At 74.1% G+C, this 18,302-nt stretch carries 14 protein-coding genes; 7 read left to right on the top strand and 7 right to left on the bottom strand.

Annotated elements, in window-relative coordinates; all coding sequences use genetic code 11:
- Positions 1–65 precede the first annotated feature (65 nt).
- Both ACFWJO_RS21145 and ACFWJO_RS21140 read left to right on the top strand, forming a co-directional pair.
- Positions 66–1,304: a hypothetical protein gene (locus tag ACFWJO_RS21145; protein ID WP_386867238.1), complete on the top strand. Its 1,239-nt coding sequence runs from the start codon at positions 66–68 to the stop codon at positions 1,302–1,304.
- A 100-nt stretch (positions 1,305–1,404) separates the two neighbouring features.
- Entirely contained in the window at positions 1,405–1,947 is a 543-nt protein-coding gene (locus ACFWJO_RS21140; RefSeq protein ID WP_386867236.1) for a DoxX family protein, read from the top strand.
- A gap of 156 nt (positions 1,948–2,103) precedes the next feature.
- On the opposite strand, the gene ACFWJO_RS21135 is transcribed toward ACFWJO_RS21140, so the two are convergent.
- Entirely contained in the window at positions 2,104–3,624 is a 1,521-nt protein-coding gene (locus ACFWJO_RS21135) for a PspC domain-containing protein (protein ID WP_386867234.1), read from the bottom strand.
- A gap of 156 nt (positions 3,625–3,780) precedes the next feature.
- Here ACFWJO_RS21135 and ACFWJO_RS21130 point away from each other — a divergent pair, with 156 nt between their 5' ends.
- Both ACFWJO_RS21130 and ACFWJO_RS21125 read left to right on the top strand, forming a co-directional pair.
- A complete protein-coding gene (locus ACFWJO_RS21130; protein ID WP_386867232.1) occupies positions 3,781–5,049 on the top strand; it encodes a PspC domain-containing protein in 1,269 nt (422 codons plus the stop codon).
- Positions 5,046–5,753: a LuxR C-terminal-related transcriptional regulator gene (locus tag ACFWJO_RS21125; RefSeq protein WP_384423265.1), complete on the top strand. Its 708-nt coding sequence runs from the start codon at positions 5,046–5,048 to the stop codon at positions 5,751–5,753. The genes ACFWJO_RS21130 and ACFWJO_RS21125 overlap by 4 nt, the downstream gene beginning before the upstream one ends.
- 126 nt (positions 5,754–5,879) lie before the next feature.
- Here the strand turns inward: ACFWJO_RS21125 and ACFWJO_RS21120 are convergent, their stop codons facing one another.
- Positions 5,880–6,959, bottom strand: coding sequence for an NlpC/P60 family protein (locus ACFWJO_RS21120; protein ID WP_386867230.1), 1,080 nt, complete (start codon positions 6,957–6,959; stop codon positions 5,880–5,882).
- A gap of 505 nt (positions 6,960–7,464) precedes the next feature.
- On the opposite strand from ACFWJO_RS21120, the gene ACFWJO_RS21115 reads away from it, so the two are divergent.
- Positions 7,465–7,818: a hypothetical protein gene (locus ACFWJO_RS21115; protein ID WP_386867229.1), complete on the top strand. Its 354-nt coding sequence runs from the start codon at positions 7,465–7,467 to the stop codon at positions 7,816–7,818.
- 6 nt (positions 7,819–7,824) lie between these two features.
- On the opposite strand, the gene ACFWJO_RS21110 is transcribed toward ACFWJO_RS21115, so the two are convergent.
- On the bottom strand, positions 7,825–8,997 hold the full coding sequence (locus ACFWJO_RS21110; protein ID WP_386867227.1) for an NlpC/P60 family protein: 1,173 nt from the start codon (positions 8,995–8,997) through the stop codon (positions 7,825–7,827).
- Positions 8,998–9,281: 284 nt separating this feature from the next.
- Between ACFWJO_RS21110 and pcrA the strand changes: the two genes are divergently transcribed.
- Positions 9,282–11,762: a DNA helicase PcrA gene (gene pcrA, locus ACFWJO_RS21105; RefSeq protein WP_386867225.1), complete on the top strand. Its 2,481-nt coding sequence runs from the start codon at positions 9,282–9,284 to the stop codon at positions 11,760–11,762.
- 52 nt (positions 11,763–11,814) lie between these two features.
- On the opposite strand, the gene ACFWJO_RS21100 is transcribed toward pcrA, so the two are convergent.
- Entirely contained in the window at positions 11,815–13,356 is a 1,542-nt protein-coding gene (locus tag ACFWJO_RS21100) for a peptidoglycan DD-metalloendopeptidase family protein (RefSeq protein ID WP_386867223.1), read from the bottom strand.
- A 242-nt stretch (positions 13,357–13,598) separates the two neighbouring features.
- Positions 13,599–14,417, bottom strand: coding sequence for a lipase family alpha/beta hydrolase (locus tag ACFWJO_RS21095; protein WP_386867221.1), 819 nt, complete (start codon positions 14,415–14,417; stop codon positions 13,599–13,601).
- A gap of 224 nt (positions 14,418–14,641) precedes the next feature.
- On the opposite strand from ACFWJO_RS21095, the gene ACFWJO_RS21090 reads away from it, so the two are divergent.
- Positions 14,642–15,049 carry a cobalamin B12-binding domain-containing protein gene (locus ACFWJO_RS21090; protein WP_128976030.1) on the top strand — a complete coding sequence of 136 codons (408 nt, stop codon included), beginning with the start codon at positions 14,642–14,644 and terminating at the stop codon, positions 15,047–15,049.
- A gap of 143 nt (positions 15,050–15,192) precedes the next feature.
- Here the strand turns inward: ACFWJO_RS21090 and ACFWJO_RS21085 are convergent, their stop codons facing one another.
- Together ACFWJO_RS21085 and ACFWJO_RS21080 are read right to left on the bottom strand one after the other, a co-directional pair.
- Complete coding sequence (locus ACFWJO_RS21085; protein ID WP_386867218.1) at positions 15,193–16,803, bottom strand: DUF5691 domain-containing protein; 1,611 nt, start codon at positions 16,801–16,803, stop codon at positions 15,193–15,195.
- 70 nt (positions 16,804–16,873) lie between these two features.
- The gene (locus tag ACFWJO_RS21080; RefSeq protein WP_386867216.1) at positions 16,874–18,262 is read right to left on the bottom strand and encodes an SWIM zinc finger family protein; all 1,389 of its coding nucleotides are present in this window, start codon (positions 18,260–18,262) and stop codon (positions 16,874–16,876) included.
- Positions 18,263–18,302 lie beyond the last annotated feature (40 nt).

Raw genomic sequence — 18,302 nt, 5'->3', positions numbered from 1 at the left:
CAAAGTGTGCGGCACAATTCCCAGGAATCGACAGCCAGTTGACCGAACGGGAAGGGGGCGGCGCAGTGGCGGTGCAAGAGGCGAGACAGTGCGGGGCGGACGCGGAGGGCGGCGGCTGCCCGCACTGCGGACGCTCCGGCCACCGGCGGGCCGTCGCCGCCTTCCTCGCCCGGCGGGACGAACTCGCCGCGGGACACGGCGTGCCCGCCGCCCTCGCCCATTCTCCGGTCGCCTCCCGCCAGTGGGTCTCCGACGAACTCGCCCAGTCCGCCCGCACCGTCGCCGCGCGCGGTCTCGAGGCCGGCGCCGCCCGGTCCGGCCGGGTGTACCGCGGCACCCTCGCCGCCGCGTGGGGCGGCGTCCTCGCCCTGCTCCTCGGACAGGCGCTCACGGCCCTCGGCACCGGCTGGACCGGCACCCGCACCGCCGCGCTCGGCGCCGCCGTGCTGCTCGCCGCCGCCCTGACCGCCGCGGCCCGGCTGCACCGGGACCGCGGCGGGGTCCTCGCCCCGCTGCTGGGCGAGGACAACCGGATCTCCACCACCCGTACCGTCGCCGCCTGCTGGCTCCTCCTCTCCGTCTTCGCCGTCCTCCACCTCTCCCTGCTCCTGGCCGGCGGCGCGCCCTCCGTGGACCTGGGCCTGCGGCGCGGCGCCGGGCTCCTCGCCGTGCTCGTCCTGGCCGGCTGGTCCGCCGTCACCGCCCGGCTGATCGTGGCGCTGCGCGTCGCGGCCCGGCGGCTGCAGAAGGTCCGCGCCGACCGGCCACGCCCGGCCGACCTGCTGTGCGACGACGACGGGCGGGCCGACCTGGCCGACGTCCAGTACGTACTCGTCTCCGCGGCCGTCCTCGTCGTCGCGGCCGTCTGGCTGTGCCGGGCCCCCGACCGGCTGCCCGAACTGCCCTGGGCCCTCGTGCTGCTCGTCGCCGTCTCGGCGACCTGCCTGCTCGCCGGCAAGAGCGTCCAGGGCGGGCGGCCCAAGATCTTCTCGATCGTCCGGGCCCGCGAGGCGGGCGACCTCGACGCACCGATCCGCACCGGCGACGACATCGAGATCCGGGGCAGCGGCTTCGTCCCGACGGGAGCGGCCGCGCCCGAACCGCTGACCCGGCTGGTCGTCCGGATCGGCCCGGTCCACGCCCACGTCCCCCTCGTCCCCGTCCCCGGCGGCTTCGCCAACCCGACCGACACCACCCTCACCGTCCCGCTCCCGGCGGACGTGGAACCGGGCCGGGTGGAGGTCTCGGTCGTGACGGCCGCCGGGGTCGAGACGAACCGGGTCACCATCGACGTCCTCGACTGACCGGCTTCCCCGGGAACTCCGCCCCGGGAATGTCCCCGCACGGGCAATCCGAGGAGAATCGTTCCCCGGAGACGGGTACGGGGCACGAGAGGCGGCCGGCATGACGGGACGTACGGACGGAACGACATGGGGCCGGGGCTCCGACTCCGGGGACCGGCCCGGCGGCCCCGGCGGGGTCGACGGCTGGAAGGCCCTCGCCACCCGCTACGCGCTCGTCCCGCTGCGGATCTTCCTCGGTGTCACCTTCATCTACGCCGGTCTCGACAAGCTGACCGACTCCTCCTTCCTCGCCGACACCGGACCCGAGTCCATCGGCGAGGTCATGCGAGGGGTCCGCGACACCTCGGCGCTCCCCGCCCTGGTCGACCTGGCCCTCAAGAGCCCGGTCGGCTTCGGCTACGCCATCGCGCTCGGCGAGCTCACCGTCGGCCTCGGCACCCTCTTCGGACTCTTCGCCCGGGTGGCCGCGCTCGGCGGAGCGCTGATCTCGCTGAGCCTGTGGCTGACCGTCAGCTGGCAGGTGAACCCGTACTACCTCGGCAACGACCTGGCCTACCTCATGTCCTGGCTGCCGCTGCTGCTCGCCGGCGCTCCCGTGCTCTCCCTCGACGCGCTCCTCGCCGACCGGCGGCGTATGAGATAGGCGGTCCAGGAGGTGACGGCCGCGAGGCCGAGGCCTCCGCAGAGGACCGGTATCACCACGTACCAGGCGACGGACCAGGTGCCTGCCGCGTCTGCCAGGAACAGGGCCGCGAGGGCCAGGGCCGCCAGGCCCAGGACCATCCGGCCGGGGCGGAACTCATGCAGCAGCACGGACGACCTCCACCTGTCCGAGACCGACCTCCAGGATGAGGTCGACGGTGCCGCCCGGCGTGACACCGGGTGGCGGAACGAGCGTCCGGGTCTCGTCGAGATCCGGCGCGATGTCGATGTCGCCCGCAGGCTCCGACGGCGGCCCGGGCGTGGCGGCCGGTGCCAGGGTCGGCGCCGCCGGCACACCGGTCGCCGCCGGCCCGTCCGAGGGGCGCCCAGGAGCCGCCGTCGGGGCGGTGGTCGGGGCGCTCGGGGCGGTGGTCAGAGCGGCCGACGGGGCCGGGGGCCGGGCCGGGTGGTCCGGCGGCAGCATGAGATCGCCGAGGCCCACGTGGGCGCGCAGCGTCACCGTCGCGTTCCGCGGCACGATCACCTTCACCTTGCCCGCGCCGACCTCCACCCGCGTCGACACGGTCGTCCCTGCCGGGACCGCGAGCTGGGACAGGTCGAGCGTGCCGACGCCGGTGCCCAGCTCGTACCGCGGCTGCACCGCCGCGACCGCCGCCGGGCGCCAGGTCTCCCGCGCCCAGACCGTGGAGATCTCCTTCGGCAGCACCGAGGCGACCGCGAGCAGGCCCGCCGTGAGGACCATGAGGCAGAGCGTGCCGAACCCGGTGCGGCCGAGGAAGCTGCTGACGAGCAGCCCCAGACCGATCACACCCAGCGCGGCCGCGAGTCCGATCTGCAGGCTCGTGCCCAGCGGATGCCCGTCCCACGACAGACCCGTGCCCAGACCGCCCGCCATCAGGGCGAAGAGGAAGACCAGTCCGCCGATGGACACCGGCTCGCCGCCGACCCGGCGGGACGGCACGGGCCGGCCGGGAGCGACCGGCGGCCCCCACTGGCCGCCGGGGGTGGGCACCTCGCCGTTGACCCTGCCGTCCTTGTCCACGATGCCGTGCGGACCCCAGAGATAGCCGATGGCCACCTTGCCGGTCGAGCCGTCCTTGACGATCGGGTCCCGCCACCACGACGGGAACTCCACCAGCGGCGGCGCCTTGGTCTCCGGCGGCGCCTCCGCGACCGCGAGCGCCGCGGCCGGGTCTATCCGGCCGCCCTCCTCCGCCGTCGCGGCGACCGCCGGCCGCCGCTGCGACCAGACCGCCGCGCCGCTCAGGCCGAGCGTGAGGACGAGGGCGAACGCCATCGTCCCCCCGTTGCGCAGCATCGACAGGAAGATGCCGCTGCCCACGAGCGCCATCAGCACCGCGGACAGCGAGGAGCCCGAGACCCGGCCGGTGAGCAGCCTGCGTCCCTCGTTCTCCTCCTCATCCGCGAGCGGGATCACCAGCCACGCGAAGCCGTAGAAGATCAGCCCGACGCCACCGGTCACCGCGAGCACGCCCAGCGCGACCCGGAAGATCACCGGGTCGAGGTCGAAGTGCCGGCCGAGACCGCCGCACACGCCGGCCACGACCTTCTGCCCGCGCGAGCGGCGCAGGGGCGGGGCGGACCGGGCCTCCGCCGGCGGCGGGGCCTCGTGGTGCGAAGGCGTCGAACTCGTCATGGCTCCATGGTGACCGCCCGTGACGCCCCGCGGCACCGGGACCGACCCTGCCTTGACCCTGATCTTCCGCCGCCCGCCGACCCCGAGACGCTTCCGGGGTCGATATCCGGGCCGACCCTGATGCCCGCGGGCGGCCGAACGTGTGACGATCGGTACATGTCCGCAGCCGCTCGTGTCACCGACCTCGACGAACCGCCCGTGCGCAGGCTCTACCGGAGCGCCGACGGCCGGTGGCTCGGCGGTGTCGCGCGCGGCCTCGCCGGGCACCTCGGCCTTCCCGTGATCTGGGTGCGCGCGTTCTTCGTCGCGCTCCTCCTCGCGGACGGGCTCGGTGCGCTGCTGTACGCGGTGTTCTGGATCGTCGTCCCGCTCGGCGTCGGCGGCCGTTCCGCGCCCCGCCCCGTCTTCGAGACCACCCCGGACGGCCGCAGGCGGCTCCGCAAGCCCGACCGCGGCCAGGTCTTCGCCCTGATCGCGCTCGCGATCGGGATCTCCGTCTTCGTCGGCAGCGTCAACGTCGACAAGCAGGCCGGTCGCTATGTCTGGCCGTCGCTGCTGATCGGCGTCGGCGTCGTCCTCGTCTGGCGGCAGGCCGACAACGCGCGGCGGGCCAGCTGGACCGATCCCGGCCGGCGGCGACGGGTCCTGCAGCTGGTGCGCGGCCTCGTCGGCGTCGCCCTGGTCGGCACCGGCCTCGCCGTCTTCATGGTGGTCCGCGGCTCGGTCGCCCAGCTCGGCACGGCCCTGACCGCCGCCGTCGCGGTGCTCACCGGGATCGCCCTGCTCGCCGGCCCCTGGCTGGTGCGGATGTCGCAGGACCTCAGCGAGGAGCGGACGCTGCGCATCCGCGCCCAGGAGCGCGCCGAGGTCGCCGCCCACGTCCACGACTCGGTGCTGCACACCCTCACCCTGATCCAGCGCAACGCCGAGGAACCCGGCGAGGTCCGGCGGCTCGCCCGCGCCCAGGAGCGGGAGCTGCGCAACTGGCTGTACAAGCCGGAGGGCACGGGCAAGGACGAGGACGAGGAGCCGGCCACGCTCGCCGAGGCGGTCAAGCGGAGCGCGGCCGAGGTGGAGGACAAGCACGGCGTCCCGCTGGAGGTCGTGGTCGTCGGCGACTGCCCGCTCGACGAGAAACTGGGCGCGCAGATGCAGGCGGCGCGCGAGGCGATGGTCAACGCCGCCAAGTACGGTGGCGAGGGCGGCCCGGTCCAGGTCTACGCGGAGGTGGAGGGCCGGACGGTCTTCGTCTCCGTGCGGGACCGCGGCCCCGGTTTCGACCTGGACGCGGTGCCGGACGACCGGATGGGCGTACGAGAATCGATCATCGGCCGGATGCAGCGCAACGGCGGATCGGCGCGGCTGAGATCCGTGCCGGGCGGGGGCACCGAAGTGGAGCTGGAGATGGAAAGGGCGGACGGATGAGCGACGAGACCGTGACCGGGAGCGGGGCGGCGCGGGACGCGGAGCGCCGGGTGCGAGTCGTGCTCGTCGACGACCACCGGATGTTCCGTACGGGCGTGCAGGCCGAGATCGGCCGGACGGATGTGACGGGCGTCGAGGTGGTCGGCGAGGCCGCCGACGTCGACCAGGCGGTCACAGTGATCACCGCGACCCGCCCCGAGGTCGTCCTGCTGGACGTCCACCTGCCCGGCGGCGGCGGGGTCGAGGTGCTGCGCCGCTGCGCCGGCCTCATGGCCGCGGCCGAGGACCCGGTCCGCTTCCTGGCCCTGTCGGTCTCCGACGCCGCCGAGGACGTGATCGGGGTGATCCGGGGCGGCGCCCGCGGCTATGTCACCAAGACGATCACCGGCACCGACCTGGTCGACTCGATCTTCCGGGTCCAGGAGGGCGACGCCGTCTTCTCCCCGCGCCTGGCCGGGTTCGTCCTCGACGCCTTCGCCTCGACGGACGCCCCGCCCGTGGACGAGGACCTGGACCGGCTCACCCAGCGGGAGCGCGAGGTGCTGCGGCTGATCGCCCGGGGGTACGCGTACAAGGAGATCGCCAAGCAGCTGTTCATCTCGGTGAAGACGGTCGAGTCCCATGTCTCCGCGGTGCTGCGCAAGCTTCAGCTGTCCAACCGGCACGAGCTGACCCGCTGGGCGACCGCCCGGCGCCTCGTGTAGCGCCTGCGCCTGCGCCCGCCCCGGCGGACTGGCCGAGCCCGCCGGCCAAGCCCGCCGGGGCGCGCGCCGGCCGGCCTGCGCGCAAGCCCGCCGGGGCCGCCCACAGGCCCCGCCCCGCCGGCCCGGTCAGCCGACCCTGGTGGCGCCCGCGAAGGGCATCTCGTCGATCGGCGCGATCCGCACCGGCGCGCCCGGGCGGGGTGCGTGGATCATCTGGCCGCCGCCGATGTAGAGGCCGACATGGCTGATGCCGGAGTAGAAGAAGACCAGGTCGCCCGGGGCCAGTTCGGAGCGGGAGACCCGGCGGCCGGCGTTGATCTGGGTGTAGGTGGTCCGCGGCAGCGAGACCCCGGCCGCGCGCCAGGAGGCCTGGGTCAGCCCCGAGCAGTCGTAGGCGGAAGGACCCGTCGCGCCCCACACGTACGGCTTGCCGATCTGCGCCCGGGCGAAGGCGATGGCCTCGGCGGCCCGCCCCGTCGCCGTGCCGATCGGGCCGCGGACCGCGGCGGCCCGGTCGGCACGGTCGGGTGCCGTCGCGCCGCCCGTGGCGGCGTCGTGGCTTCCGGCGGCCACGGCCGCGTCGTAGCGGGCCCGTTCCTCGGCGGTGAGCCGGGCGAGCAGCGTGCGGGCGGCGTCCAGCTTGCCCTGGACGGCCGCCTTCTGCCGCCGCAGCTCCGCCTCGTGCGCCTTCAGCTCGCGCAGCCGGCCCTCCGACCGGACGCGCAGCTGCCGTACGGCGGCGAGCTCACGCCGTACGGAGGCGATGGCGGCGGCCTGCCGGTCCCCCGCCTTCTCGGCGAGCGCGGCCCGCTCCAGGTACTGGTCCGGGTCGGAGGTCAGCGCGAGCTGGATGGCCGGGTCGAGCCCGCCGGAGCGGTACTGCGCGGCGGCGAAGGCGCCGAGGGCGTCGCGGGAGCGGTTGAGCCGCTCCGTCCTGCGGGCGGCCTCGTCCCGGAGCCGGTCGAACGCGGCCCGCGCCTGGTCGGCCTGCTCCTTCGCCCCGTTGTACTTCTCCGTCGCGACCTCGGCCTCCTCGTAGAGCCGGTCGACCTCGGCCTTGACCTGCGCGGGAGTGGGCTTGGGCGCGGCGTGCCCGGATCCCTCGAAGGCGGTCGCGGTGGCCGCGGAGGCGAGGGCGAGGGTGGCGGCGGTGCGGACGGCCTGGCCACCGAGCGGGGACTGCCTGGGCTTTCGGTGTGCTGCCACGAGGGCGGGTCACATCCTCTCCCTGTGGGGGACGCTGCCCGCCGGGGCCGGCGGCGGCCCGCACAGGGGAGACGGGCCGCCGCCGGTTTTCTCGGCGGGGGCGGTCGGCAACCGCCGGGATGCGGCGGTGGTGGGGAGCCGGCCACCTGGGGGAGGACGCTAAACCTGGCCGCCGCCCGGCGGCCGTCGTTGACCGCTATTGGCGTCGGATGGCGTTTCCGTGACCGTTTCCGTTCGACCCGACGGCGCTCGGGCGGTGCTTCCCGCAGCCGCCTGACCGAAGCCCCGGAGAAGGTGGACCCGCCCCGGGGCCGGTGCTAGGGGGTGTCTCGCCGATCATGCCGGGCTCGCGACGCCTGGCACCGCGCCTCGCCGCGTTGCCGAAGCGCCCCGATAGCTCCGCTATCGAGCCACTCCGGCGCCTTGCGACGCACGGCACCAGACGCCGCTCCCTGATCCGGCCTGATCGACGAGACACCCCCTAGCCCCGGTTAGGCTCCGCCCCATGGACGTACTCATTCATGTCTTCGTCGCCCTGCACATCATCGGAATCGGCGCACTGCTCGGCGGATTCCTGGCCCAGATGAAGGCGATGGGCGCGGGTACGGCCCGCTTCACCCCCGCGATGCTGCACGGCGCCCTGACCATGCTGGTCACCGGCGTCGCCCTCGTCGGGCTCAACCAGGCCGACGACCAGACCGTGAACAACCTCAAGATCGGCATCAAGCTCGCCGTCCTCGTGGTCATCCTCGGCCTGGTCTACGTCAAGCGCGACGAGGAGAAGGTCGACAAGGCCCTCTTCGGCGCGGTCGGCGGCCTGACCATGGCGAACATCTTCATCGCCACCCTCTGGGTCTGACGGTCCTCAGGCCGGGCGCACGCTGCCGTAGATCGGCATGTAGTAGATCGACTCCTCGCGGACGTAGGCGCCCGGCTTCGGCGCGTGGATCATCTTGCCGTCGCCGATGTAGATGCCGACGTGGCTGATGTCGTCGTAGAAGAAGACGAGGTCGCCGGGGAGCAGGTCGGCGGTGGCGACCCGGGTGCCGACCTTCACCTGGTCCCAGGTCGTACGCGGCAGATCGACGCCCGCCGCCCGCCAGGAGGCCTGGGTGAGGCCGGAGCAGTCGTACGAGCTGGGGCCGGTCGCGCCCCAGACGTACGGCTTGCCGATCTGCGCCCGCGCGAAGGCCAGCGCCTCGGCGGCCTTCGCCGCGTACGAGGAGTCGCCGGACGTCGGCGGCGTGGTGGGCGTGGGCGTCGGGGTGGGCGTCGGGCTCGGCGTGGGCCGGGCCGCCTCCTCCTGGCGCCTGCGCTCGGCCTCGGCCTCCGCCTCCGCCTTGGCCCGCTCCTCCGCCTTGCGCCGGGCCTCGGCCTCCCGCCTGCGTTCCAGCTCCGCGAGCCGGGCCTTCTCCTCGGCCGTCAGCCGCGCGAGCAGCGTGCGCGCCTCCGCGAGCTTGCGCTGCACGGTCCGCTTGCTCGCGCTCAGCTCCTTCTGCGACGCGGTCAGCTCGGCGAGCCGCCGGGTCGCCTCGGTCCGCTGCTTCGCCGCGGCGGCGCGCCGGGACTCGTACTCGGCGACCGCCGTGCGCTGCCGCTCGGAGAGCCGGTCCATGAGGTGGGTCTGGTCGAAGTAGTCCTGCGGACTGTCCGCGAAGATCAGGGTCGCGGTCGGGCCGACCGCGCCCGCCCGGTACTGGGCCGCCGCGTACGAGCCGAGGGCGCGGCGCGCGGTGTTGATCTCCTCCGTGCGGCGGGCCACGTCGTCGAGGATCCGGTCGACCTCGCGCCGCTTGCGGTCGGTGGCCTCCTTGGCGCGGTCGTATTCCTGGGTGGCCACGCCGGCCTCCCGGTACAGCCGGTCGACCTTCTTCTGGACCTCCTCGACGGTCGGCCTGGGAGCCGGGGCCGAGGGAGCCGCCTGGGCGCTCTGCCCGGAGAGCAGCGTGACGGAGGCGAGCGCGGCCGTCGTGACGCCGACGGCGGGGGAGTGGGGGCGGGTGGTGCGCGGCTTGCGATGGGACGCCAAGGCCGGCATCTCCTTCCGTGGACGCCGGTCACCACGAGGCTCAAGTGGCGTGGGGAAGAGCCGGTTTCGGCGTGGGCCGCCCGCTCGGCGTGGTTCGCCGACGGTGGAGAGCGGTAGGGGACGGGCTGCTTGGGCGAGCACGCTAGCGAGCCGTGGGACGCCTGGGAAGGCCGGTGCGCCTTATGTCCGATACATTTCCGTGACCTGAAGCGGATCGTCGCCCTCCGTGAGTTCGCGGTCACTTCCGGGGACAGGAGCGGACTGTCAGTCCGGCGTCCTAGACTCGTGAGGCGATGAGCAACAGCCTCTTTGACGACAGCTTCCTGGCGAGCCTCCAGAACCACTCCTCGGAGGAGCCTCCGCCCCTGCCCGAGGACGACGAGCACGGCGCCCCGGCCGCGGAGGAGGTTCCGCACGACCTCTTCGGGGAGCACTTCGACGTGCCCCCGGCCGACCGGGACGCGTACTACCGCGACGGCGCCCACCGGCCCGTCGTGGACCCCGCCGCGCTCCTGGACGGGCTGAACGAGCAGCAGCGCGCCGCCGTCGTCCACACCGGCTCCCCCCTGCTCATCGTCGCGGGCGCCGGCTCCGGCAAGACCCGGGTGCTCACCCACCGCATCGCCCACCTCCTGGCCACCCGGCACGTCCACCCCGGCCAGATACTGGCGATCACCTTCACCAACAAGGCCGCGGGCGAGATGAAGGAGCGCGTCGAGCAGCTCGTCGGCCCGCGCGCCAACGCCATGTGGGTCTCGACCTTCCACAGCGCCTGCGTGCGCATCCTGCGCCGGGAGAGCAAGAAGCTCGGCTTCACGTCCTCCTTCTCGATCTACGACGCCGCCGACTCCAAGCGCCTCATGGCGCTGGTCTGCCGCGACCTGGACCTCGACCCGAAGCGGTTCCCGCCGAAGTCCTTCAGCGCCAAGATCTCCAACCTGAAGAACGAGCTGATCGACGAGGAGACCTTCGCCGACCAGGCCGCCGACGGCTTCGAGAAGACCCTCGCCGAGGCCTACCGGATGTACCAGGCCCGGCTGCGCGAGGCCAACGCGCTGGACTTCGACGACATCATCATGACGACGGTCCACCTGCTCCAGGCCTTCCCGGACGTCGCCGAGCACTACCGCCGCCGCTTCCGGCACGTCCTCGTCGACGAGTACCAGGACACCAACCACGCCCAGTACACCCTCGTCCGCGAGCTGGTCGGCACCGGATACGAGGACCTGGCCCCGGCCGAGCTGTGCGTCGTCGGCGACGCCGACCAGTCGATCTACGCGTTCCGCGGCGCGACCATCCGCAACATCCTCCAGTTCGAGGAGGACTACCCGGACGCGACCACGATCCTGCTGGAGCAGAACTACCGCTCCACCCAGACGATCCTGTCCGCCGCCAACGCCGTCATCGAGCGCAACGAGTCCCGCCGCCCCAAGAACCTGTGGACCAACGCGGGCGCCGGCGCCCAGATCACCGGCTACGTCGCCGACACCGAGCACGACGAGGCCCAGTTCGTCGCCGACGAGATCGACCGGCTCACGGACGCGGGCGACGCCAAGGCCGGCGACGTCGCGGTCTTCTACCGCACCAACGCCCAGTCCCGCGTCTTCGAAGAGATCTTCATCCGCGTCGGACTGCCCTACAAGGTCGTCGGCGGCGTGCGCTTCTACGAGCGCAAGGAGGTCCGTGACGTCCTCGCCTACCTGCGCGTCCTCGCCAACCCCGAGGACAACGTGCCGCTGCGCCGCATCCTCAACGTGCCCAAGCGGGGCATCGGCGAGCGCGCCGAGGCGATGATCGACGCCCTCGCGCTGCGCGAGAAGATCACCTTCCCGCAGGCCCTCAAGCGGGTCGACGAGGCGTACGGCATGGCGGCCCGCTCCGCCAACGCCGTCAAGCGCTTCAACACCCTCATGGAGGAGCTGCGCACCATCGTCGACTCGGGCGCCGGACCCGCCGTCGTCCTGGAGGCCGTGCTCGAACGGACCGGCTACCTCGCCGAGCTGCAGGCCTCGACCGACCCGCAGGACGAGACCCGCATCGAGAACCTCCAGGAACTCGCGGCCGTGGCCCTGGAGTTCGAGCAGGAGCGCGGTGAGGAAGGGGGCTCGCTCGCCGAGTTCCTGGAGCAGGTCGCGCTCGTCGCCGACTCCGACCAGATCCCCGACGAGGACGAGGAGGGCTCCGGCGTCATCACGCTGATGACCCTCCACACCGCCAAGGGCCTGGAGTTCCCGGTGGTCTTCCTCACCGGCATGGAGGACGGCGTCTTCCCGCACATGCGCGCCCTCGGCCAGACCAAGGAGCTGGAGGAGGAGCGGCGGCTGGCGTACGTGGGCATCACCCGCGCCCGCGAGCGCCTCTACCTGACCCGCTCCGCGATGCGCAGCGCGTGGGGCCAGCCCTCGTACAACCCGGCCTCGCGCTTCCTCGAGGAGATCCCCGCCACCTACCTGGAGTGGAAGCGGACCGGCCCGATGGCCAAGCCCGCCGGGCCGACCTCGGGCATCACGTCGGCGCTGTCCTCGTCGCGCTCCCGCTCCGGCCCCTCGGGCTTCGCGACCCGGCGCACCACCGACAAGCCGGTGATCGCGCTCCAGGTCGGCGACCGGGTCACGCACGACCAGTTCGGCCTCGGCACCGTCATGGCGGTGCAGGGCGCGGGCGCCGACGCGCAGGCGACGATCGACTTCGGCGACGAGAACCCGGAGCGCCTGTTTTGGTGTTCCGCGCTGTTTGAGACTCTTTACCCACCCACCGGTGCTCACTCCGTTTGACGGGGGGGGTCCCCGGCCGTGTCGGCCGGGGCCCCTCCTCGTGTGTACGGGTTCAGCTGGTCGGGTCGAGGCCGTGGCCGCGCAGCCAGGCCAGCGGGTCGATCGCCGAGCCGCCGTTGGGCCGGACCTCGAAGTGGAGGTGCGGGCCGGTGGAGTTGCCCGAGTTGCCGGAGTACGCGATGACCTCGCCGGCCTTGACCTTGCCGGAGCGGATCTTGGTGCTGCTGAGGTGGCAGTACCAGGTCTCGGTGCCGTCCGGAGCGGTCACGATCGCCATGTTGCCGTAGGCGCTGTTCCACTGGGTGCGGACGGTGCCGTCGGTCGCGGCCATGACGGGCGTGCCGTACTGGACCGGGAAGTCGATGCCGGTGTGCACGGACATCCAGTTGACGCCGGACTGGCCGTACCGCGCGCTGAGCTGGTGCAGCTTCACCGGCAGCATGAACTTGGGGCGCAGGGCCTCCCGGCGGGCCGCCTCCTCCTCGCGCTTCTTCTTCTCCGCCTCCTGGCGGAGCTTCAGGTCGATGCGCTCCTGGGTGCGGCTCGCACGGTCGCCGAAGTCGCGGGCGTCGGCGCTGAGCGCGGCGAGCTGGGTGTCCAGCTTGCTGTTGGCGGCGACCTGCTTCACGGAGGCCGGGTCGGCGGCGGCGAGGGACGTCGTGTCGTCCTTCTGGTCGGCACCGCCGTCGGTGAGGCCGCTCACGGAGGCGGCGGCGATGCCGGCGACGCCCATCACGCAGGCGGAGGGGACGGCGACCGTGAGGAGCGCGGAGCGCTTGGCGGGCGTACGGCGCCGGCCGCGGCCGCCGCCGCCGGAACGGCGTACGGGGCGGGCGGGGAGCTCGGTACCCGGGGCCGGAGCGGCCGCCCGGTCCGGATCGAGGTCGGCGCCGTCGAGCTCCAGGGCGATCATGGTCTCGGCGTCGTGGAAGGTGTCGCGCTCCGGCTGCGGGCCCTGCTGCGCCTGCGGCTCGTCGTAGCCCGTGTCGTAAGCGGTGTCGTACGACGTGTCGTAGGCGTAGTGGTCGTCGGCGTCGTACTCCGCGACGGCGGGGTATTCGGTGGTGGCGAACTCCGGCGCGGAGTAGTCGCCGCCGGAGAACTCGGTGGCGGAGAACTCGGCGGTGTGCTCCGGGGTGTACTGCTCCGGGGTGTACTGGTGCGGGACGACCGGCTCGGGCGAGGCCTGGTTCCAGGCGGTGGCGTCGTAGGCGCCGGTCTCGTAGCCCGCCGGGGTCGTCCACTGGCCGGTGCCGGTGGAGTCGTACGAGGCGAACTGCGCCGCCGTCTCGTACTGGCCGGTCTGCTGGGCCTCGGTCCACGCGCTCGCGTCCCACTGGCCGGTGGTGGTGTACGAGCCGTACGAGCCGGTGTCCCACTGGCCCTGGCCGCTGTAGTCGGCGGCGTAGCCGCTCTGCTCGCCGTACCCGCTGTAGCCGTCGTATCCGGCGCTGTAGTCGGTGTAACCGCTCTGACCGCTCTGACCTGCTTCGTATCCGGCGTCATAGGTGCCGAACAGTGGGTCGACGGCGAAGCTGCCCGTGGTCTGGGTGGCGTCCGTGACGTACCCGGCGTGGGGGTGCTGGTCGTTCACCAACTTCTCTCTCGCCTCGGCAGCAGGGGGTCAAGCAGTGGCGTGACTGTACCCGGCGGTACGCGCGGCGGACAATCTTCGGCGGGTTTCGAGCCGCCAGGAAACGGGCAATCGGCCGCCTTTCGGCGGGTTGTGGGGAGAGCCTTGGCCCTGTGTTCGAAGAACGTTCGAAGAACGGAAACCCTCTGGCGGTCCGTCAGGGGGAGGCGCCGGTGAGCCGGCCGGGTCCGTCAGAGGTGCCGTCACGCCACCGAGGCGGCGCCGGTCGAACCGTCCCGCGCGTCCGTCGCCGGCGCCCCGTCGTCCAGGGCGCGGAGGATGCCGGTCGCGACCGTGGGATGCACCGGCAGCGCGAGGTGTCCGATGCCGCTCACGCGCACGTTCTGGACGGTGAGGTCCGGATGGTCGAGGCGGGCCGTCTCCACCGGGACCATCACCTGGTCCAGATCGCTCCAGAAGCTCACGAAGCGGGTGCGGCAGCCCGGCGCCGGGCCCGCGAGCTCGCGCAGCACCTCCGAACCCGGGCGCATCTGGCGCACCAGCGGGTGGGCGTCCGCCAAGGCCAGTGGCGCGAAGGCCGTCCCGGAGTGCGGGGTCCCCAGCATGACGAGCGTGCGCACCTTCGCGTCACCGCCGAGGCGCTGTACGTAATAGCGGGCGATCAGACCGCCGAGGCTGTGGCCCACGAGATCGATCTCGGTGTGGCCGGTGCGGTCGAGGAGCTCCGTCACCCGGCGCCCGAGCAGCTCCGCGGCGGTGCGCAGGTCGCACGTGAGCGGGGAGTAGTTGAGCGACTCGACCCTGTCACGGCCGTGCCGGGCGAGGGCGCGGCGCAGCAGGACGAAGACCGAGCGGTTGTCGACGAAGCCGTGCAGCAGCACGACTGGACGGGCGGCCGCGCCGGGACCGGGCGGGGAGCCGTCACCAGAGGCCGAGGAAGGCGCGGTGCGACGTTCGCCCACGAGTCCGGAGGGGTAGAGAACCAGATGTCCCGCGAGGACGGCGATCTCCAGGGCGGTGGCCTTCATCCGGTCGGCGAACGCGGTGGGGAAGAACTCCATCGCCGACCTCCGTCCGGTACGGCGGTGCGCCGCACTCCGTGCCGCACGACAGGCGGCGCGGACGTACGGCACACTCCGCGGCGGCTCCTCCGGGGAGCGAACAATGTCCCACGTGTGATTTCCCCCTCGCTGTCCACCGCGAAACGGGCGCGTGCGGGATGCTGGCGATAACGTTCGTTCACCTCCCCGGCAACGAAGCGCGGGGGTCGCATGTGGAGGCAGTGATGGGTGTGACCGGTCCGATCCGCGTGGTGGTCGCCAAGCCGGGTCTCGACGGCCACGATCGCGGGGCCAAGGTGATCGCTCGCGCGCTGCGCGACGCCGGTATGGAGGTCATCTACACCGGCCTCCACCAGACGCCGGAGCAGATCGTGGACACCGCCATCCAGGAGGACGCCGACGCCATCGGCCTGTCGATCCTCTCGGGTGCGCACAACACGCTGTTCGTGAAGGTGCTCGAGCTCCTGAAGGAGCGCGACGCCGAGGACATCAAGGTCTTCGGCGGCGGCATCATCCCGGACGCGGACATCGCCCCGCTGAAGGAGAAGGGCGTGGCGGCGATCTTCACGCCGGGCGCGACGACGGCGTCCATCGTGGACTGGGTCAACGCCAACGTGCGCGTGGCGGCCTGACACCTTTCGGTACGGCGGGGGCAGGGCTGGCCCGGGCCCGGGCCGGGGGCCCGGGCAGGGCGGGACGCGGCTGGGCACGGCTGGCACGCAGCCCCGCTCGCCCCGGCAGCCCTGCCCCGCTGGCCCCGCCCCGCCCCGCCGTTTCAAGCCGCCGCGTCCGGGGCCCGCAGTTCCGCGTGCATCGCGGCGCGGAGCTCCAGGGTGGAGACCAGGCGCTGGAAGGCCTCCGACCAGTAGCCGGCGGCACCGGGCGAGGCGTCCTCCGGCTCCGCGGCCAGCGCGGTGAGGGCCGCGAGCTGGGGCGCCGCGGCCGGGGACAGACAGCGCTCGGCGAGCCCCATCACCCCGCTGAAGCTCCACGGGTAGCTGCCCGCGTCCCGTGCGATGTCGAGCGCGTCGACGACGGCCCGGCCCAGCGGCTCCGCCCACGGCACCGCGCACACGCCGAGCAGCTGGAAGGCCTCCGACAGGCCGTGTGCCGCTATGAAGGACGCGACCCAGACGGCCCGCTCCTCCTCCGCGAGGGTCGAGAGCAGCTGGGCCCGCTCCGCGAACGACGAGGTGCCGGGACCACTGGCCTGCGGTGCCGCCGGAGAACCGAGCAGGGCGCGCGACCAGTCCGCGTTCCGCTGGCGTACGGCCGCCCGGCACCAGGCCGCGTGCAGCTCGGCGCCCCAGTCGTCCGCGACCGGCAGCGCGACGATCTCCCCGGGGCCGCGCCCGCCGAACCGCGCGGGCCAGCAGTCCAGCGGCGCCGCCTCCACCAGCTGGCCCAGCCACCACGAACGCTCGCCGCGACCGGTGGGCGGCGTGGCGACGACCCCGTCGTGCCGCATGCCCGCGTCGCACTCGTGCGGCGCCTCCACGACGATCGTCTCCGCACCCTGCGTACGGTCCAGGGACACGCACGACGCGGCCCGCTCCGCCATCCGCGCGGCGAGCGCGGACGCCGGCAGGGCGGAGAGCAGCTCGGCGGCCGTCGCGCGGACGTTGCGGCTGCGGTCGGACAGGGCCGCCTCCAGGAACTCCTCGTCCGCCGGACCGAGCCCCGCCCGCAGCGAGTCCAGGAACATCAGCCGGTCCTCGGCCCGCTCCGCCCCCCACGTCGAGGCCAGCAGCTCCCGGCCCCGCGCCGGGTCGTCGGCCCGTACGGCGGCGAGCAGCGCGACCCGCTCCGCGAACAGACCCTCCTCCCACAGCGCCAGGACCGCGTCCCCGTCGGCCGGGTCGGGCAGCGAGCCCCCCGCCCCGCCGCCCGGGCCGGCCGCCCCGCGGAGCGCGAACCTCCACTCCGGGTTCAGCCGGGCCAGCCACAGCCCGCGCGGTCCGGCGAAGGCCAGCGCCTGGGGCCGCAGGTCGGTCCGGGCCCGGGCGGCGTCGAGCAGCGCGGGCAGTGCGGCGGCGGGCGCGCGGTAGCCCCGCTCGTTGGCGGCGGCCAGCCACTGCGGCAGCAGCTCGGCAAGGTCCGGTGCCGCCCCGCGCCGCCCCCCGGACGGCGCGGGCGCGGCCCGGCCCGCGAGCAGCTGCCCCAGCCGCCGCCGGGCCGCCGCGGGCAGTGGCTCGCGGGTGTCCTCGGGCGCGGCCTCCAGCGGCGCGGCGGCCGGTCCGGGGCGGAGCCCCGCTCTGCGCCGTACGGTGTGCACGGCGGCGGCGTCCAGCAGCGCGACCGGCGCCGTGTCCCCGCTGCCGTGCGCGAACGGCTTCCGGTCGGTGCCCCGCAGCGCCGACGTGACGAGCTCTTCCCAGGCGTCCATGGACTCCTCCAGAGGTGTTCGGGTCAACGCGGTCGGTGGGTCGTCGGGGCGGGAGCAGCGGTGGGAGGCGTCAGGTGAGCGGCACCGTCTCGCCGGGCTCGTCCGGCGACCAGGCGGCCAGCGGAGTGAACCCCTGGTGCCCCACCTCGCCGAACACGCTCACCGGCCCGCCTCCGGACAGCGCGACCAGCCGCCATAGCCCGGGATGCGCCTGGGCGGCGCGGGTCAGCGGTACGGCGTCCCGCTCGTCGGGCGCCGTGCCGCCGGCGCGGCCCGCGGTGCCCGCGTGCGGCCGTGCGTCGGCCAGTTGCCAGCCGTACTCCGCCCGTGCCGGGACCACGTCCGACAAGGTCACCGGCCAGGTGTCCAGCCACGGGTCCTCGCGCAGCGCGCGGCCGTAGGCGGCGAGGGCGTCGGCGACGCGAGTGCCCGCGGGCGGCGGACCGGAGGCCGTGGTGGTGCCGGACTGCTCGACGAGCTCGGCGCGCAGTCCGCCGCCCGATCCGTAGGGCCGCAGCCCGGCCTCGACCACGACACCGGCCGGGAGGGCCAGTTGAGGCGAGCGGCCCGCCGCGCCGAAGGAGAGGACCAGGGCCGTACGCCCGGTCGACCGGCCGTGCAGCCAGATGCGGCGGGTCGTCAGACGCGGGTCCGCCGTGTCGTACTGGGCGAGCACCAGCCAGTGGTCCCGCAGCACGGGACCCTCCGGCGAGACCGGCAGGCCGACCCGGCCGCGGACGGTCGCGGCCAGCGGGCCGGGCAGCGCGTCCACCGACAGCCAGGCGCGGTCGAGGAGATGGGTCAGCGCGCACTCCTCCAGGAGCCGCACCGGCCAGCCGGGCCCCGAGCCCGCGACCGCGCCCAGCTCGCGCACCCGGCCGGCGAGTCCCGGAGCCTGCGCGTCGACCATGCGGGCGGCGGTCTCCTCCCACAGCCCGTACCCCGCCTGCTCGGCCGAGGCGAGCCCGCCGCGCAGCAGATCGGCGAGCCGCTGCTCCAACTCCCGCGCGCCGGACGTTATTCGCGCCGCCCTGCGCTCCGCCCGGCGGCGCGCGGCCTCCGGGTCGGCCGGCCCGGAGCCCGTCTCCGCCCGCGCCGCCTCCGCCCGCGCACGTCTGCCCGCGAGCCAGTCCGCCGCCCAGCCGGGCGCCTCGCCGGCCGTCGGCACCGCCGTCCCTGCCGCGTCCCCCGCCCACAGCAGCAGCAGTCCCAGCGCGTGCTTGCACGGGAACTTCCGGCTCGGGCAACCGCACGCGTACGCCGGGCCCGTGGTGTCCACGACCGTGCGGTACGGCGTCTTCCCGCTGCCCGCGCACAGGCCCCAGACGGCCCGGCCGTCGCAGCCCGCTCCGGACCACGGGCCGGGCGAACCCAGCTTGCCTCCCGCTTTGCGCGACGCGGCGTCAGGAGCCAGTGCCAGCACCTGTTCCGACGTCCAGCGCACCCCCTGCTCAGTCATGCGAACGACCGTACGGGTCGCCACTGACAACGGCCTCGCC

It is taken from the genome of Streptomyces sp. NPDC127092, assembly GCF_042722475.1.
GTDB lineage: Bacteria > Actinomycetota > Actinomycetes > Streptomycetales > Streptomycetaceae > Streptomyces.
The sequence above is the reverse complement of the archived record's forward strand: the minus strand, read 5'-3'. Positions and strand labels throughout refer to the sequence as shown.

What these genes read in the sequence shown, in the direction of transcription:
- pcrA (WP_386867225.1), top strand. Translation starts at nt 9,282, where the DNA reads ATGAGCAACAGCCTCTTTGACGACAGCTTCCTGGCGAGCCTCCAGAAC.
- ACFWJO_RS21140 (WP_386867236.1), top strand. Translation starts at nt 1,405, where the DNA reads ATGACGGGACGTACGGACGGAACGACATGGGGCCGGGGCTCCGACTCC.
- ACFWJO_RS21110 (WP_386867227.1), bottom strand. Translation starts at nt 8,997, where the DNA reads ATGCCGGCCTTGGCGTCCCATCGCAAGCCGCGCACCACCCGCCCCCAC.
- ACFWJO_RS21125 (WP_384423265.1), top strand. Translation starts at nt 5,046, where the DNA reads ATGAGCGACGAGACCGTGACCGGGAGCGGGGCGGCGCGGGACGCGGAG.
- ACFWJO_RS21090 (WP_128976030.1), top strand. Translation starts at nt 14,642, where the DNA reads ATGGGTGTGACCGGTCCGATCCGCGTGGTGGTCGCCAAGCCGGGTCTC.
- ACFWJO_RS21130 (WP_386867232.1), top strand. Translation starts at nt 3,781, where the DNA reads ATGTCCGCAGCCGCTCGTGTCACCGACCTCGACGAACCGCCCGTGCGC.
- ACFWJO_RS21095 (WP_386867221.1), bottom strand. Translation starts at nt 14,417, where the DNA reads ATGGAGTTCTTCCCCACCGCGTTCGCCGACCGGATGAAGGCCACCGCC.
- ACFWJO_RS21080 (WP_386867216.1), bottom strand. Translation starts at nt 18,262, where the DNA reads ATGACTGAGCAGGGGGTGCGCTGGACGTCGGAACAGGTGCTGGCACTG.
- ACFWJO_RS21085 (WP_386867218.1), bottom strand. Translation starts at nt 16,803, where the DNA reads ATGGACGCCTGGGAAGAGCTCGTCACGTCGGCGCTGCGGGGCACCGAC.
- ACFWJO_RS21135 (WP_386867234.1), bottom strand. Translation starts at nt 3,624, where the DNA reads ATGACGAGTTCGACGCCTTCGCACCACGAGGCCCCGCCGCCGGCGGAG.
- ACFWJO_RS21115 (WP_386867229.1), top strand. Translation starts at nt 7,465, where the DNA reads ATGGACGTACTCATTCATGTCTTCGTCGCCCTGCACATCATCGGAATC.